10 protein-coding genes are annotated in these 16,071 nt (G+C 58.0%); 5 read left to right on the forward strand and 5 right to left on the reverse strand.

The window, feature by feature from the left end; genetic code table 11:
• Positions 1-1,000: 1,000 nt before the first annotated feature.
• Genes NKH23_RS11420 through NKH23_RS11435 form a run of 4 tightly spaced genes read left to right on the forward strand, consistent with a single transcriptional unit; the run spans position 1,001 to position 7,688 of the window.
• Complete coding sequence (locus NKH23_RS11420; protein ID WP_352913700.1) at positions 1,001-2,221, forward strand: glycosyltransferase; 1,221 nt, start codon at positions 1,001-1,003, stop codon at positions 2,219-2,221.
• On the forward strand, positions 2,218-3,474 hold the full coding sequence (locus tag NKH23_RS11425) for an O-antigen ligase family protein (RefSeq protein WP_352718005.1): 1,257 nt from the start codon (positions 2,218-2,220) through the stop codon (positions 3,472-3,474). The genes NKH23_RS11420 and NKH23_RS11425 overlap by 4 nt, the downstream gene beginning before the upstream one ends.
• A 4-nt stretch (positions 3,475-3,478) precedes the next feature.
• A complete protein-coding gene (gene asnB, locus NKH23_RS11430) occupies positions 3,479-5,473 on the forward strand; it encodes an asparagine synthase (glutamine-hydrolyzing) (RefSeq protein ID WP_352718269.1) in 1,995 nt (664 codons plus the stop codon).
• A 1-nt stretch (position 5,474) separates the two neighbouring features.
• Complete coding sequence (locus NKH23_RS11435; protein WP_353034668.1) at positions 5,475-7,688, forward strand: GumC family protein; 2,214 nt, start codon at positions 5,475-5,477, stop codon at positions 7,686-7,688.
• Positions 7,689-7,981: 293 nt separating this feature from the next.
• Here the strand turns inward: NKH23_RS11435 and NKH23_RS11440 are convergent, their stop codons facing one another.
• The 5 genes from NKH23_RS11440 to NKH23_RS11460 all read right to left on the reverse strand — a co-directional run bounded on the left by NKH23_RS11440 (position 7,982) and on the right by NKH23_RS11460 (position 13,934).
• Positions 7,982-9,028: a class I SAM-dependent methyltransferase gene (locus NKH23_RS11440; protein ID WP_352718007.1), complete on the reverse strand. Its 1,047-nt coding sequence runs from the start codon at positions 9,026-9,028 to the stop codon at positions 7,982-7,984.
• Between the two features lie 97 nt (positions 9,029-9,125).
• Positions 9,126-10,169 (reverse strand): glycosyltransferase family 2 protein, encoded by a 1,044-nt coding sequence (locus NKH23_RS11445; RefSeq protein ID WP_352913706.1) that lies wholly within the window; start codon positions 10,167-10,169, stop codon positions 9,126-9,128.
• Positions 10,166-11,416, reverse strand: a complete 1,251-nt coding sequence (locus NKH23_RS11450; protein WP_352913709.1) for a lipopolysaccharide biosynthesis protein — start codon at positions 11,414-11,416, stop codon at positions 10,166-10,168. The genes NKH23_RS11445 and NKH23_RS11450 overlap by 4 nt, the downstream gene beginning before the upstream one ends.
• A gap of 445 nt (positions 11,417-11,861) precedes the next feature.
• Complete coding sequence (locus NKH23_RS11455) at positions 11,862-12,944, reverse strand: NAD-dependent epimerase/dehydratase family protein (protein ID WP_353034726.1); 1,083 nt, start codon at positions 12,942-12,944, stop codon at positions 11,862-11,864.
• 279 nt (positions 12,945-13,223) lie between these two features.
• The gene (locus tag NKH23_RS11460) at positions 13,224-13,934 is read right to left on the reverse strand and encodes a helix-turn-helix transcriptional regulator (protein ID WP_352467092.1); all 711 of its coding nucleotides are present in this window, start codon (positions 13,932-13,934) and stop codon (positions 13,224-13,226) included.
• A gap of 287 nt (positions 13,935-14,221) precedes the next feature.
• On the opposite strand from NKH23_RS11460, the gene NKH23_RS11465 reads away from it, so the two are divergent.
• Positions 14,222-15,961 (forward strand): sensor histidine kinase, encoded by a 1,740-nt coding sequence (locus NKH23_RS11465; protein WP_352467093.1) that lies wholly within the window; start codon positions 14,222-14,224, stop codon positions 15,959-15,961.
• Positions 15,962-16,071: the final 110 nt, after the last annotated feature.

Here is a 16,071-nt window from a genome sequence, read left to right on the forward strand (position 1 = left end):
ATGCGTTGACCAGCGAAACATACTGAACGTCAGCCAGATTGAAGCCGGCGGTTGCGATTTCGGTGGCGGATCCACCCGATGCGTAGTGCAGAGTTGCCATCCAATATTCCTTTGTCTCATTCGATAGCGCCCCGGGGCTTGCCTACTAGAGGGTGTATATTAGCGCCAAATCACATACCTGCAGGCTCTGATAGAATGGTTGATCGCCAATAGGAACGCTCGCACGGAAGGAGAAATCTAAATAGAGATATTCAATAGATATCAAGAATATCATCGCTTTACGTCCGTATATCTATCCAGATTATCTGATTTAATTGGAGATCGGTAGTTTCATGGTCTAAAAAAATAGCTTGCGTGTTGCGGAATGCAATTGTGAAATAAATTTCTATTCGACTGTTCATCTGCCAATTTAGAGATCAGACAAACGTTTAATCTGAGAGCCAAGCCCCTCCACAGTCTCATTGCCGCAACCAATTAGTTGTGGACAAGTTGTAGGCGTCTGCGCGCTCGTCGCCGGATATCGGTCGGCAGATCAGGTTTCCGACATCGGAGGGGGTCGAATCGGCTTATCCGCTGGTCGCAAGGAGGCAAGTCGCGTCAGGGGTTGTGGCTGAGGGGCTGATCATCATGCCTGGTAGCACGCGGACCCGGACAGGGAGCTTAGGAATCCCAGCGTAGAGCAGCCGTACAGCGCACGACTGTCGGAAGCGCTTTCTTCGGTTGTCTTATCAGTGGCGAGTCCGGCTTGGCACAACTCCCTAGAGTTCGAGGCGCAATTCATCCGCGTACCCACAAGATGCTGTCGAGGTGCTTCGCGATATGCGTAAGGCCGTGATCCCAATGCGGTTTACCTCATTCAAACAGACGAGGACAGTAGGCAAGCCTCCTCCTACCGTACCCTTTCACGCGCACAGAAGTAACGAAGCAAAACCATGAAAGCAGATGCGAAAGGCAGTTACTTCACGCGGCCGAAACACGGCGCACGGACGGGAGCTTCGGGATGAATCCGCATCTCGTTTGTGTGGGAGGCGAAGATCACGCCCTGAGAATTCCGTTCCTAATGTCGCTGCGCGAAAGCGGCTTCCGGGTCACTGCAGTTTCGACCGGCGATGAGGCTGCGTTTTTGCGGCATGGCATTCCGCATCGCCGCTACGGTTTCGACCGATTTGCCAGCGGCAGTGGCGAGTGGACCGCCGTAAGAGCGATTCGGAAATTGGTTGCGGAACTCCGGCCTGACATCGTCCAAAGTTTCGACACCAAGCCCAACCTGCTGGCACCGTTTTCGGTGCGCGGAACGGTGCCGGTCGTGCGCACGATCAACGGCCTGGGCTGGACATTCTCCTCGCTGGAACCGCGGGCTCTGGCGTTGCGTCCAATCTTTTGCGGATTGCAATGGCTTGCCTCCTTCTGGACGGCAGCGACGGTGTTTCAGAATCGGGACGATGAGGCTTTCTTCAAGCGCTTTCGATTGATTGAACCCGGCAGCGGAAGAGTCATCCGCAGTTCTGGCATCGACGTCGATGCGTTCGCCATGGCGAGGCATCTTGCTCCGCCGGCAACGAAAATGCGCCAGGAACTCGGGCTCCAGTCAGCAGAGATCGTAATTTTTGTTGGCCGGTTGACCCGCCAGAAGGGCATCCCGGTACTGCTTCAAGCAGTCCCCCGCGTCCTTTCTAAAAGGCCTAATGCTCGTTTCGTGCTTGTCGGCCCTTGGGAGTCCGAAGGTCCATTTGCAGTCGACAAGTTGGAAATCGATCGACACGCTCCTCATGTCATCGCGCTTGGCCCACGACGCGATGTTCCAGCCCTTCTTGGTATGGCCGACGTGTTCGCCTTCCCCACACAATATCGAGAAGGAATCCCGCGCGTCCTGCTCGAGGCAGGGCTGGCGGGATTGCCCATCGTCGCCTCAAAGATGCCCGGCTGCAATGAAGTGGTCGAGGATGGATGGAACGGCTACCTTGTCCAACCGCACGACGCCGATGGCCTTGCATCTCGAATAGTTGACATCCTGTCCGACCGCAGTCGCGGAAAAGTCATGGGCGGTCGTTCTGTCGAACTTGTCCGGGAGCAGTTCGCGCTGCCGCGGGTGGTGGCCCAATATTGCGATCTGTACAAAAATATCCTTGGCGCCAAATCCCACAGCGATCTCGCCCGACCGGCGTCTCCGATCTTGTTTGGAGAGGGTGCTGCGAGAAGCAGATTGGATGTGCGCCGATGATCCGGGACGCGATCCTGGCCTGCGGCCTCGCAATGACCTATGCGGTGCAACTCGACATTCCTGGATCGCCCTTGGGGATTGGCGAACTACTCCTTGTGCTTTGGATCATGCTCTCGATTGCGCGCGTGCTGGCCGGCGGTCGCCTGGAGACCAGGCCGGCGCTGACACTCCTTGCAAGCTACTGGACGATCATGGCGCTTGCTCTCGGGGTCGGCACCGTTGTCGGCTATCTGACCACAATTCTGTACCTGACGGGCCTGATGCACGATACGATGGCCTACCTGCTGTTGGTCAGCGTCACGTGCCTTGCCGCTGCAGAACCCGAGGCTGATCGCCGTCTGCGTCGTACTGGCTGGTGGGTTGTGGGCATCGCGAATATGGCCCTTGCCATTCAGCTGGGACAGGGCTGGGGCTGGATCCCCCGAGCTGGCGTCGATCCCTGGTACTGGGACCGCTTTCGTGGCTGGTCGCATAATCCAAACCAGCTCGCGCTCTACTGCGCAATCTTTGGCCCGCTAGCCTTGCATCTTGCGACCACCACCAGCAACCGATGGGGCAGGTTTCTTGGGATCGCCAGCTTGTTCCTGACCTTCTATGTCGGGAGGCTGACAAAGAGCGATACCTATTTGTACACCAGCATCCTGACCTGCCTGACATTCCTCGGGCTGCGGATCAGGACATGGCTCAAGACCGGTGGCAACGGGATCAGCTTTTCACGGCAAGCCGTCCTCCTGTTGCTTGTCGGTATCCTTCCGTTGGCGATGGCGATAACCCCCTATGCCGTAACGGAGGCGAGCGTCCTCGAAAACTTCGCCAAGGGCCTGACCAAGGACAAGGGCGGCGAGGCTACTGCGGAAACCGCCGCGCTCCGCGTGCATCTCTGGGACGAAGCGTTGGAGAAGGGCGCCGAGTCCGGATCGCTTGGCCTTGGTCCAGGTCCGCATCTCGAGCGCCCATCAGTGTTCGACTCGCAATTTCTGGAACGACCCTTCGAGGCTCACAACACGATCCTGGACCTGTACACTCAAGGTGGTCTCATTGCGGTTCTGGCGCTGGTCTGGATCGTCGGCGCCGCCATCATGTCGGTTTGGCGTGCGAAGCTCGACGCGCTGTTAGCGCTCGTGGTGTCAATCATCATCTTCGGGATGCCGCACCTGATCATCCGCCACCCGATCGTGTGGTTTGCGCTGACCATCTGCCTTGTCGCCGGTACGCCGAAAGCAGTTTCTGCAATCTCCAACAATCCGGGGTAATGGTATGTGTGGTATTGCCGGAATTCTTCTTGCATCCGATTCAGCGGACACGAGGCCGCTCAGGGCAATAGGGCAGATGACGGCCGCACTTCGCCACCGCGGGCCGGATGGCGAGGCATTCTGGGTAAACTGTGAATCGGGTGTCGCCTTCGGTCACAGGCGGCTGGCAATCGTTGACTTGTCGGAGGCTGGCTGTCAGCCGATGCATTCCGAAAGCGGCCGATATGTCATCACATTCAACGGCGAAATATACAATTTCCGTGATTTGCGCCGTGAGCTGGAGAGTACAGGCCATCATTTTCGGAGCGCCAGCGATACCGAAGTCATGCTCGCCGCAGTTGAGAGTTGGGGCCTCGAAAAAGCACTCACGCGTTTCGCCGGCATGTTCGCTTTAGGATTATGGGACCTTAAGACAAGGACGCTCCATCTCGCCCGCGACCGAATGGGCAAAAAGCCGCTTTATGTCGCCTCAACACGCGATGCACTTGTTTTTGCTTCCGAGTTGAAGGCGATCAACCGTTTTCCAGGGTTTTGCCAGGAGCTCGATATCGATGCGGCCGCGGCAATGCTTTCGAAGGGATGGGTACCGGATGACAGCTGCATTTGGCGAGGCGTATTCAAGCTGCCGCCGGGTTCGGTCCTGTCGGTAACGGCCGCTGAGTTCTCCGGGGAACGCAGTGTCGCCTCCCTGTCGCATCGCATTCGACACTGGTGGTCGCTGGCCGAAGCCGCCACGAAAGGGCGGACGGAGCAGGTCGCCGGCAGCGACGAGGAACTCACCGATGAACTGGACGGCCTGCTTCGGCTTGCCGTTCGGGAGCGCATGATCGCTGACGTCCCGCTTGGGGCCTTCCTGTCGGGCGGAATAGACAGCTCGACGGTTGTGGCCCTGATGCAGGCTCAATCGGAAAAGCCCGTGCGCACGTTCACGATCGCTTTCGGAGAGGGCGGGTTCGATGAGGCTCCGCACGCCGCGGAAGTCGCGCGGCATCTGGGCACCGACCATACCGAACTCCACCTTTCGGCTGCCGTAGCGCGCGACGTCATTCCAGAACTGCCGCAGATCTGGGATGAGCCTTTCGCTGACGAATCGCAGATACCAACTCTGCTGGTGGCGCGGCTCGCCCGCCGGCACGTTACGGTGGCTCTGTCGGGCGACGGTGGCGATGAATGCTTCGCCGGCTACGCCCGCCACTTCATGGCGGCCCGTCTGCGACGACAGCATACTCTGCCGTCAGCACTGCGTCGGGCGCTCGCGGCAGGCACTGGGTTACTGGCCCGTGCAGCCCGTCACGATCTCGTCGGCAAGCTGCCGCTTTCGGAGGGTGCACGGCATGCGCTTCGGGGGGATCGGCTGAATCGCCTCGCTCAGCTGCTCGCTGCAGCCAATGAGGACGAGTTGTATCGGCGACTTACGGGATCATCGACCGAGAACCTGAGCCTCCACCAGCCATCCTCATCAATTCACGTCGAGCACCGGCTTGATGGGCTGCTGTCCCGGCTTTTGTATGACGATATGGCCGGATACCTGCCCGGGGATATATTGGTGAAGCTGGACCGCGCCAGCATGGCCAATAGCCTCGAGGGGCGGTGCCCGCTGCTCGATCATCGTGTTGTCGAATTTGCCTGGCGCCTGCCGACGAATACGAAGGTTCGTAATGGCAAAGGCAAGTGGATCCTTCGTCAGTTGTTGCGCCGGTACGTTCCGCAGCGGCTGATCGAGCGGCCGAAGCAGGGTTTTGATGTTCCAATAGCAGTCTGGCTGAGAGGCCCGCTGCTCAGTTGGGCAAACGATCTTGTCGCCGATATGCGCTTGTCCGGAGACGGGATTTTCGACCTTGCGGAGCTCGATGCGTGCTGGCGCGATCACGTTGATGGCAGGCACGACCATTCTCGCAAATTGTGGCCCGCTTTGATGTTCCAGGCCTGGCACAACGAGGCAAGGCGGCCATCGCCGCCCGCAACGGGTTCTCGCGTGCCCGAACTTACAGGAGATTAAGATGGAAGGGTCCATAGTTAGCCGCATCCACCTTCCGCACGTTAACGAAATGCACGTGCCTGCGCGCGAAATCGCTCCGCGCATGAAACGTCAGCTACGCGAACAGATGGACACGCAAACCCCGTTCCATCAGCTCCTCGTTACCCTGGCAAGAAAAAAATGGTTCCTGATGACCATGGTCGTCAGCGGCGGCGTATTAGCCGCGCTTGCCGGTCTTGCACGGCCTGCCCTGTATGAAGCCACCACACAGGTGATCGTCGACGCACCCAGCAGAGCGGGACCTGCCGGCGGCTTGGTCTCTGCTCAGGATGCGCTGGATTCCAGCATTGACGACCATATAACCATGCTCTCGTCGCAAAGCCATCTGCGAAGCGTGGTGGCAGCGTTGCGCAAAACGGACGCTCTCAACAGGACTACAAAGGTTGATGCTGGCACCGAAAATTCTGCTGCTAACCCTGCGGGCCTTGAGCCGCCGAAGCGCTCGGGTACAGCCGATCTGCTAGCCAAAATTTGGCCGCGAAGCACTCCGGCGGAGCCAGATGCGGCTGAGCTCAAGATACTGCGCAAGGGTATAAGGATCGGCCAGGAGCTGCGATCGAGGGTCATCAGTGTCGGCTTCACCGATCACGATCCGGCGCGGGCCGCCTTGATCGCCAACACGTTCGCCCAAGTGTATATTGGCGATCTGGCAAGGAAAAGCCAAGCATCGGACAGACTGGAACTCGAATCGATAGTTGCCGGACTTCCAGCTACACAAAACAGTCTCGCAGAAGCGACCGATCGTCTTGAGAGGTATCGGCTGAGCCATGGCGCGGTCGACCAAGGTGCAGCGGACAATGCCGCCAAAGAGATAGTCGAACTTACCCAGCAAATCTCCTTGTCGAAAGCGGATCTCTCCGCATCGGAATCTCGACTCCAACACATTCAGGACTTGCGAAAGCGGGGCGCGTCGGTTGCCTCGATCGCCGAAGCCGTCGGATCACCGGTGCTGGCCGATCTCTTGGCACGCCAGGCCAACGACACGACAGATGAGGACGTCACAGATGCGATCGACCGTCAGATTGACCAAGAAATCGCCAGCGCCGCTGCCGAGGCCAACATCTATCGCTCTCAGATTGCGGCGCTGCAAAAGCGCAAGGATGTCCTGGATGCGGTCGTAGCCGACACAGCCGGCCGGCTTTCCGGATTGCGCGCTCTCGAGCCGCAGGTCAGCATCCTGACGCAGCGCTACAACGACCTTTTGACCCGGCAACAAGACTTGACGCGGCGTATTGCAAGTCCATCCCCCGGAGTCAGGCTTCTCTCAGCGGCGTGGCCCCCTACCAATCCAACGACTCTTTCGCCGATATTTCTTATTCCGCCCGGCATGGTCGTGTTTGGCCTGATTGGGGGGATATTCATACTTGTCCGCCAACGCTTCGATAGCACCTTGCGCGGAGAGGCCGAAGCTGAAGCAGCGCTCAAGGTTCCGTGCCTCGGGCTAATACCCCAGGCTGCCACAACGCACGCGAAGCGACTGCAGCAGCTGGTTTCAGGCCAGCAGGAGTCCAGATACAGCCGCGCCGTGACGGCCCTGCTTGTCGCCGCGGCGCCCCAACGGGCGAGAGATTGCTCGAACATAATCTTGATAACATCCTGCGGTGAGGATGATGGCAAGACCGAGCTCGCATGGAGCATGGCCTTGGCGGCCACCAGACTTGGAGGGCGAGTACTCTTTATTGATCTGGACCGCACGGACCGCCGCCTTACAGGCGAGTTTGTGAAGGAATTCAGCGCACGTAAGCCGCACAATTTTTTCGGAGACTATATCAGTGACCGTTGTGCGCTGCACGATGCGATAGCTGGAATGTCGGCAATCGGAATCGATTTCATGGCGCTCGCACCGTCGGAGGATCTGCTGCCCTTGCTGTCCAGTGTCGATGGCTCCCCTTTCAAAGATGAACTGCACTCGGTCTATCGGGTGGTCATCATAAATGGACCGCTGGGGCTTGAGGGACCAGAGGCCAGACTCCTGACAGGCTGGGGTGACGTGGTTCTTTTCGCCGTTCGCTGGGCGAAAACGCGACGCAGCATCGCGCGAGGCGTTCTAGACCTGCTTGCGGGCGATACGCCAGCTTCGGTTCCCGTCGCCAGCGTTCTCACGAAGGTTAATCTCAGGAAGCACGCGGGTTACCGGTTCGGGGACAGCGCTGATCTCTTGCTGGAGAGGGCATGACGAGCGCGGCTTTTATTGTTGCGTACTTCCCGCCACCGCCTGGTTGAAAATCACCGCTTTAGGCGCTACGCCGATCGGCTGCTGGGCGCGGGCCATCCGCCAGTAGCTGGGGTTGTCGCGGAGAGGTCCATCCGGAGCGTGGGTCCGAAGTGCCGCCGGACGGGCATTCATGAATTCCGGAACCCACACCTGAGGCGACGCCCCTGACGCCGTCCTTCGTCTGCTTGGCAGGTCCCGCAGCCTGGTGGTGTCAAAATCACCTTCCCGCTGCAAGCGGCATGGCGCACCGCTCATTACTGCTTGGCTTGGCGATGAATCCGTAGCGCAGGTGACGAGACTTTGTCGATTTTCGCCCAGAGTGCGCTCCCGCCCATCGTAGATGCGTTCCTGATGGCGTATGCCCATGCCGGCAAGCGTGACGGTGAAATCGCAAGGGCAGTCAAACCTTGCGCCATTCGTTGCGCTTTGCTTCGCGGCAGGGCCCGCACGAACTCACTCACACTACCTGGTTTTTGTCCCTTTCGCAAAAAGCTGTGGACGATGTCTTGCTTCAGGAATTTGGCGAGATTGAACGGCTCGCGCTCGCATTTGCTCAATTGCAAGCCGTGCCGCCGACATATGGCATCGAAGGCTTCTTTCGTCCATCGGCCAATGTGGTTTGGTGGCATGTCTACGAGCGAGCCGTGAGACTCCATATAGTACGTTCTGTTTTCATTTGGCACGGCAATGAAGGCAGATCCTTGCGCCTTCAGAAGATATTTTAAGCGAGCAAAAACCTCATCCACTTGGTCCATATGCTCGAAGACCTGAAACATGAAAATAAAATCGAAGGCCTCTTTCATAGAATCGAAGCTGTCCTCCCGAAAATCGCTCGCAAAGGTCTTGAAGCCTTTTGACGCCAAAACTGATCGCGCCGTTTCGTTGTAGTCGACCGCAGAAATATCCGAAGTATGGAAGAATTTGTTGTTGATGCGGTCGAGAAAATACCCGAACCCCGATCCCACCTCGAGAGCAGTCTTTCCGCCAGTATTCAGGCCCGCGAGCTCTTCGATTGTCCTTGCATATTCCCATTTCATAGTTGGATAAGAAGGGTACGCCCAGGCTAAGTTATAAAACTCAAAGCCGCCGGCGACGAACGGATCTGCGAAACCGAATCCGCAATCTGCGCATTTGCGAATGTCGCAAGTGTTACTGCCCCAGAGATCCGACAGGTGGCTTGTTAACTTTCGAGAGCGATCGGGGTCCTGACGCGGATTGATGAAATGTCGAGAGGCCTCGTCTGCTGTCACTTCGAACAATTTTGCGGTTGATACACTGCCACACGCCGGACAAATGGTCATCTCGCTATCCCTGAAGCCTGGACGAAGGAAAGCCGCCTTCGACGGTATAGAATGCGTAGCAGCCGGCCCAAGGCAGGCCCTCGACGATGCCGCCACGCTAAATTCGTCTCCGGCTACGCAACCGGCCCAGTCTCGGGCGGATCGCGAACACGTAAGTAAGAATGTGCTGGCTCGCAATTTTCATAACTGATGGACGAAGAATTTGCATGGCATCTTGGATCGTCGCTCGCCAGGACTGCTGGTGGAATCTGCTAGGAATACGAGCAACCCGTAGCGCCCGTAACAAAGTCTCGGGGCGAGGGAGGTGTTTACGATCCTGAATTAGATTCCAGTTAAGCTCTTTGACAGCAAGGGTTACTTGATCAACTTCATCGAAGCTCTTGGTTGTAGTGATGCTCGGGTGATTCGTCGCGTCGTAGAAGATCAAGCCGTCATTTATCGCGACCATGTCTCCGTGGCATGCCAGGTCAACAAAGAACAGCTGGTCGACTCCGGCCGGGATTGAATTGTGCGCGCGCATCAGGCAACCCGCGTGAATGACGTCGCGGTTGATCAACAGCGTCGACGGGATGATCCCAAGGCTCCGCGTCGTACGGACCAGATAGAGGTCCGTCAGGCATTGCTGGCTCGAGTAGACGGAGATCCGTTGTCGCCCTTGCGGTGGCAATCGGAATTTCATCCGATCGTCCTCGATTATGTTCGCGGCACAGGTCATGAATGCAGCCGAGGGATGCTTGGTTGAAACCTCGGCAAAGGTCTTGAGTGCGCCTGGGGCCAGCCAGTCATCGTCATGGAGCAGCTTGATCCATTTTCCGACGCAAGCGAGCATGGCGTTGTTGGTATTCTCGACCTGACCCCGGCCACGGCCGTTCTCGACAATTCGGATGCGAGGCTCGGTCCGTGCATACTCGGCCACGATTGCCCAGGTCGCTCCCTCTCGGCCCTCGTCGTCGCTGACGACCAGCTCCCAACTGGCAAAATCTTGACTCAGAATGCTATCCATCGCCCGGCGGATCGTGTCCGGTCGGCGAAAGGTTGGGATGGCAACTGAAATGAAAGGGCGCAGTCGCGAAGCATCAGCGCGATGATGTTGGTCAACCACATCGGTCGTCAGAAGCTGATCAAGCTGCGATTGCTTCATGGTGTTTTTCCCTCGAGATGATGACTCTGCTTTGGTATGGCGGCTCCCACTGGTTCGACGTCGTGGCGGAGAAGATACAGAGAGGCCGCCGTTTTCAGTGCAAACCCGACGGCGCCCCCGGCCGCCATCAGATAAATGACTTTGAGTGGTTCCCAACCTGCCTCAGCACCGGCGAGTAGCGGGCCAAATACAAGCGCCGTCCGCGCGCCGTCGACGAGAAGTCGTACCTCTTGCCGCCGCAGAAGAGCTGGGACATCTTGAAGCGGTGTCGACAACGCCTGCGTAGCACCCATGAACGCCAGCGCGGTCATAATGTCTGCGGCGGGGACCCAGGGCGCGCCCAGGAGGGGAACGACGATATATGGCGCGGCTAGGCCAAGCGCTAATATTGGCAATGCAGTGACGCCGGCTGAAAGCATCAAGAGGCCGTGCGCGGTGCCGAGCAAATGGGCGCGACTGCTGGTTTTGTTCGCCTCAGATACAAAAACATTGCTAAGCGGGTTGGCGATCAGCGTGACGGGTGCAGTCACCAGCCGCGACGCAACTCCCAGGTAACCGGCAAAAGCGGCGCCAAACAGCGAACCAACGAGTATTGCGGGAAGATTGATGATGGCAAAACTCGCTAGGGCCGAGGGAATGTCGAACAACGGAAACTTGTATTCTCGCCTGGCGACGGCAAAGACGGTCCGCCACGGCGCTCGGGCGATGCCGCCTATGTCCTTCCTGCTCAGAATCCGAGAGCCGAGGATCCCGATAAAGACGAATTGGCTCAGGATATGAGCATGCACCATCGCCTCACCTCCGAAATGGGCGAGCCCAAAAGTTAGTTGCAGCAGGGCCATGGTCACCGGCAAAATCAGGCGGCCGAGGGCAAAGTCGCGTAGCAGGCCTACGCGCAGACTCCAGCAATTCATTGCTTCGACGAGACCGGCGCCCCCCATCCCAAGTGGAACAAGCCAGGCGAGGTGGCCAACCCGCGCTGGAGCGATGCTCGCCCACAGCAGTCCTGCCGCAAAGGCCAGGACACTCGTCACCGAGACAGCCAGGAGAATGAGCTTAACAGTCACGTATGCCTGCGCACTGTCCTTGACCCCATAAAGGGAGGCCTCGAAACGCAGTGCTGCGATCGCACCGAGGATGTTTACGATCGACAGGTAAATCGTGAAGATCCCGAAATCTGCCGGGGAATAGAGCCGGGCCAAAACGGGAATAGCGGCGACGAGGGTCAGCTGGCCGGCAATCGCCATGGCCGAAACGCCTCCTGCCGCGCGAAGAATGCCGCCGATCGGGCTTGGAGGAACACGGGTGATTATTTTCTCGACCGTAGGAACCGTCCTGGATCTCAGAAAGTAGCTTTGGGACATGAGCTCGCGATTCCGAGGAGGCAAAATGCGGTTGAGCAGAGCTTACGATGGGGCCCGAACGTCACCATCATCCATCTGAATGACATTGTTCGGCAGAACGCGGATGCGGCGAATTCTTTGTGCTCCGTGCCAAGTACAACTGCAGTCTCTGAATTGAGATCGCTCATTGGAATTGCCGCGATGAGCTGATTCTGCGAGGATCGCGCGGGCATCGATGACCGGAAATGTCGTCGTTACGCTATGCGGCATCAGCTTGATCTTTTGACCAGACTAGCAGCCGCGACCAGGATAGCGGACGCGTGGATCCGTCGCTCCGATAAGGCGCGGATTACACGGTGGCCTCTACATGCATCAACGTTTGTTGCCATATGCTGGCCGCGGCATCTGTTCCATGAAAGTCCCGGTACCATTCGACAAAGCATTGCACTCCGTCCTCAAGCCGTGTCGTCGGGGCGAAGCCGACGGCCTTGCGAAGATCGCTGACGTCGGCGCGTGTCTCCAGAACGTCGCCAGGCGGCAACGGCACATCCACGCGAAGCGCCCGGCTGCCAAGGGCGGTCTCGATGATCGAAATCAGCCGGTTGATCTCCTCGGGCCGGTCGTTGCCGATATTGTAGACGCGATACGGCGCGGAACTTGTAGCAGGGTCGGCGGTGCAAGGGTCCCAATGCGGATCGGGCCGCGGCGGTGCAGCAAGCGCTCGAACCACGCCCTCAGCGATATCGTCGATATAGGTGAAGTCTCGCCACACGCGGCCGGCATTGGCTACTTCGATTGGGTTCCCCTCGATAATCGCACGCGTGAACATGTAGACCGCCATGTCGGGCCTGCCCCAGGGGCCATAAACGGTGAAGAAGCGCAGTCCGGTCACGGGCAAGCCGAACAAGTGACTGTATGAATGCGCCATGAATTCGTTTGAACGCTTGGTTGCGGCGTACAGACTGACAGGATGATCGGCGCCGTGATGCTCGGAAAACGGTATGGTTCGATTTGAGCCGTAGACGGAGCTCGAGGAGGCGTAGACGAGGTGACTAACACCGAAGTGCCGGCAGCTCTCAAGGACGTTGAGAAACGCCACTATGTTCGATTGCACATAGGCATGCGGGTCAACTAGTGAATGTCGCACGCCGGCCTGAGCCGCGAGATGCACAAAGTTTGAAGGTCGAACTTCTGAAAACAGCAACTGGACGCGCGCCGCATCCGCCAGATCAATTCGCATCGGAGTGAAGCCGGACTCGGCACAGAGGCGCGCAAAGCGCGCTTCCTTGAGTCGTGGATCGTAGTAGGGGGTGAAATTGTCGACGCCGATGACTTCGACACCCAGACGCAAAAGCCGCAAGGCGACGTGGAAACCAATGAAGCCTGCCGCGCCGGTGACGACGATCGGTCCGGTCCGTGCAAGTCTCTTCACCGCGCGGTCCGAACGCGATCGAGCGATTTCCACCTTCTCCGCTGCGGCAAGAACAGACTCGCTGCATAGATCGTTGTCCAACTTGTCGCCTTTCGAATCCGTTCGACAGTACCGACTTGCCGGTCCGGGATTGCGGCTTCCGATATTTACGCCGGCGCATCGAACCTGGTGGAGTGCGCAATGCGGTGCACGACCTGCCAAGTCATGACACTCCAACTTGCGCCAACCAAATCCCGGGCGGATGCCGACGTCCGGCGATTGTGTCCAAGTGACCGGCCCTTATGGCAGGACCGAAATACGCCCAAGAAGGGCCACCAGTTCCGCCTGGCGTTTTGTTTCGGTCTTGGCGAACAGCGAGGCAAGCTGGGAACGGATCGTGGTGCGGCTGAGACGCCAGCTGCGAGCGATCTCCAAAGGTGCGTCGCCCTGAGCCAAGCGCAAGGCGAGGTGCGTTTCTGCGCTCGTCAAGCCAAACATTCTTTGCAACGTGCGAGGATTTGGCCCAGATCTGTTGTCCCGATCCAGCAACGCCACAATGCTCGTTCCGTCGGGAGCGATAACGCCGTTCTCGTTCAGTATCACCGGCCGGTCGCCCCTGCTGCGGATCACGACCCAGGACAACGAGCCCGGCAGGAATTGGCCCGGAACATTCGCGATCAGCCGCCTCAGGGCGGCCGTAAGTCCGCTCGCCGTGTCGGCCGCTTCGCCCTGGCGCTCAAGCGTGGTTTGGGCGGCTGCGTTCCACTCGACTACTTTTCTTTCGCGATTCAGCACGAGATAGCCACAGCCAATGCGATCAAGCACGCCGGTTATGGATTCCAGACTGCGGCCTTTTGGTTCCCCGAGCCTTGCGTCCAATGGATCCGATGCACGATCGGGAAGGTGACCAGAAGAGGGTCGCGTATTCCGCGCCTCAAAATCATACTTGGTCCTCGTAGCAATGTACCGATTGCTCGAAGAAGCATCGACCTGTCTATCGATCAGATTCATTTTCTACCCCTAACCCAAAAGTTTCACACGCCCGAAATAAGTAATCGGGATTCAGACAGTCTTCTATGTTTAGCTGGATTCTAGTCTTCTATGCGCTGACGGATGATATGTGCATCACCACCTTGAAAACTTAGTATGATCTGACAGTTCTAAGGCAGCTCTTAGGCCCCGCTGCATCCGATAAAATGCGCGCTATGATAGCGGTATGGCAATCCGGCAGTGGTACTAAGCTGTACGTTTTTTGCTCTAGTCTCGACGGGCTAGTCAGAAGGTTGTAGTCTGTGTCCATGAGCTCGCAGTCGCGCAGGTCGAATTCGAACCCGTCAGGCAGATTGCTAACTCATATTGCCTCTGCATCGGTATTAGCTGCCACACTGATATTTGAAATAAAATCGTCGGGCTATATTGGGCAAGGCGCCAGTTTTCTGGAATTTGTTCCGGCTATTATTATTATCGCCTATCTCGAAGATCGCGTACCTGCGCTCGCTGCGACCATTCTGATGGTGGCTGTCGGCCTGTGGGCACGAGGACACGATCAGATCTCAAATGGAGATTGGGCACGCGCAATCCTGCTTCTGGTTTCGGGCGGGGTGATTGCCATGACGTTCCATCGCCTTCGGCAGGACTTGCGTGAGTTGCTGGAAGTCGCCGAGGCCAGGCTCGCTGCCGTCGAAGCGACCGAAAGCCGCTATCGTTGGGCCTTCGAACGTGCTGCCATGGGATTCGCGAACACCAACGAGAAAGGCGAGTTGCTGCAGTCCAACAAACGCCTTTGTGAGATGACCGGGTACAAGGAGGAGGAGCTTGCCCAATTGCAGCTCGATACGCTCGCCCATCCGAACGACCGGCACACCTTGGCGCAATTGCTGGCGAGGCTGGGCAATGACATTTCTTCGTTCGTTTCGGAGGTGCGTCTGTCACGAAAGGACGGTACGGCATTCTGGGCTCGTCTAACGCTTTCTTCGTCCGTGCCCGAGGGGGTTCTTTCGGAGAGTATCTTCGTGGTGGTCGATGATATTTCGGACCGACGAGCTGCTCACGAAGCGCTTCGGGCTCAGAAGGAATGGCTCGACCTCGCCCTGTCTGCTGGACGCTTGGCCACGTGGCGGATCGACCTTAAAGACGGGACAGTCACGGGCTCCGACACGTTCTGGGACATTCTCGGCCTGGCCCACGCCAATCGCCGCCGTTTAGAGGAACTATCAGCTGTCGTTCATCCGGCGGACTGGCCAAAGCTGGCGGCATCGAGAAAGTCCGCACCATCGGTCACGGATTACGATGTTGAGATACGCGTCCGCCGACCGGACGGACATATCCGCTGGGTTGCCCTGCGCGGAAGGGAGGAAAGACATGACGATGGTGGACAGCGGCTTGGAGTGGCTGCCGACCTGAGCGAGAGACGACAAACCATGCTGCTGCGCGCCGCGGCAAAGAAGCGGGAGCGGATCATGCTCGAACAGCGTCATAGATTCGGCAATGTTTTCGCGGTGATCACGGCGCTCGTGAAGATGGTCGATGTTCCCGGAAACAACGTCGCCAAATACAAGGAAATGCTGATCGACCGGATACGCGCGCTCGAGGCAACCCATCTGCTCCTTTCACGCAACGGCAGCGTATCGGGGGCGATAAACGATCTCGTTGCGCAAGAGTTGCACCCTTATATGGGAACACGCGCCATATCGGTCAGCGGTCCTTCCGTGGCGATGTCGGGAGGCGCCGCCGAGAGTTTTGCAATGATCGTTCACGAGCTTGCCACCAATTCCATGAAATATGGAGCGCTTGGCGATCCAAAAGGCCGAATCGACGTAAGCTGGACGTTCGCACCTGAAGACACAGGCAGTGATATTGTGTTCGAGTGGGTGGAATCAGGGCGGCGGCGGACCTCAAGCGTAGTCCGTCATGGCTTCGGTTCCATGATAATCGGAGTGGATGGATCGCCGCTTGTCGGTCACTCTCCCAAGCTGGAGATATCGGACCAAGGGTTGCGGTATTCGCTGCGGCTGTCACGCAAGGAAATCGGTTCGTAGTGCAGTGCTCCAATCGGAAAGCAGATATCAAAAGGCGGGTCGCTGAGCGGCCTTTGAGATGCGCAGGGTTCCTTCCAAGAATGTCGTTGGCCCAAAGCTGCGCCGCGGCA

Source organism: Mesorhizobium sp. M1328, from assembly GCF_040318075.1.
In the GTDB taxonomy this organism is placed as follows: Bacteria; Pseudomonadota; Alphaproteobacteria; order Rhizobiales; family Rhizobiaceae; genus Mesorhizobium.

What these genes read in the sequence shown, in the direction of transcription:
- NKH23_RS11420 (WP_352913700.1), top strand. Translation starts at nt 1,001, where the DNA reads ATGAATCCGCATCTCGTTTGTGTGGGAGGCGAAGATCACGCCCTGAGA.
- NKH23_RS11425 (WP_352718005.1), top strand. Translation starts at nt 2,218, where the DNA reads ATGATCCGGGACGCGATCCTGGCCTGCGGCCTCGCAATGACCTATGCG.
- asnB (WP_352718269.1), top strand. Translation starts at nt 3,479, where the DNA reads ATGTGTGGTATTGCCGGAATTCTTCTTGCATCCGATTCAGCGGACACG.
- NKH23_RS11435 (WP_353034668.1), top strand. Translation starts at nt 5,475, where the DNA reads ATGGAAGGGTCCATAGTTAGCCGCATCCACCTTCCGCACGTTAACGAA.
- NKH23_RS11440 (WP_352718007.1), bottom strand. Translation starts at nt 9,028, where the DNA reads ATGACCATTTGTCCGGCGTGTGGCAGTGTATCAACCGCAAAATTGTTC.
- NKH23_RS11445 (WP_352913706.1), bottom strand. Translation starts at nt 10,169, where the DNA reads ATGAAGCAATCGCAGCTTGATCAGCTTCTGACGACCGATGTGGTTGAC.
- NKH23_RS11450 (WP_352913709.1), bottom strand. Translation starts at nt 11,416, where the DNA reads ATGGCGATTGCCGGCCAGCTGACCCTCGTCGCCGCTATTCCCGTTTTG.
- NKH23_RS11460 (WP_352467092.1), bottom strand. Translation starts at nt 13,934, where the DNA reads ATGAATCTGATCGATAGACAGGTCGATGCTTCTTCGAGCAATCGGTAC.
- NKH23_RS11465 (WP_352467093.1), top strand. Translation starts at nt 14,222, where the DNA reads ATGAGCTCGCAGTCGCGCAGGTCGAATTCGAACCCGTCAGGCAGATTG.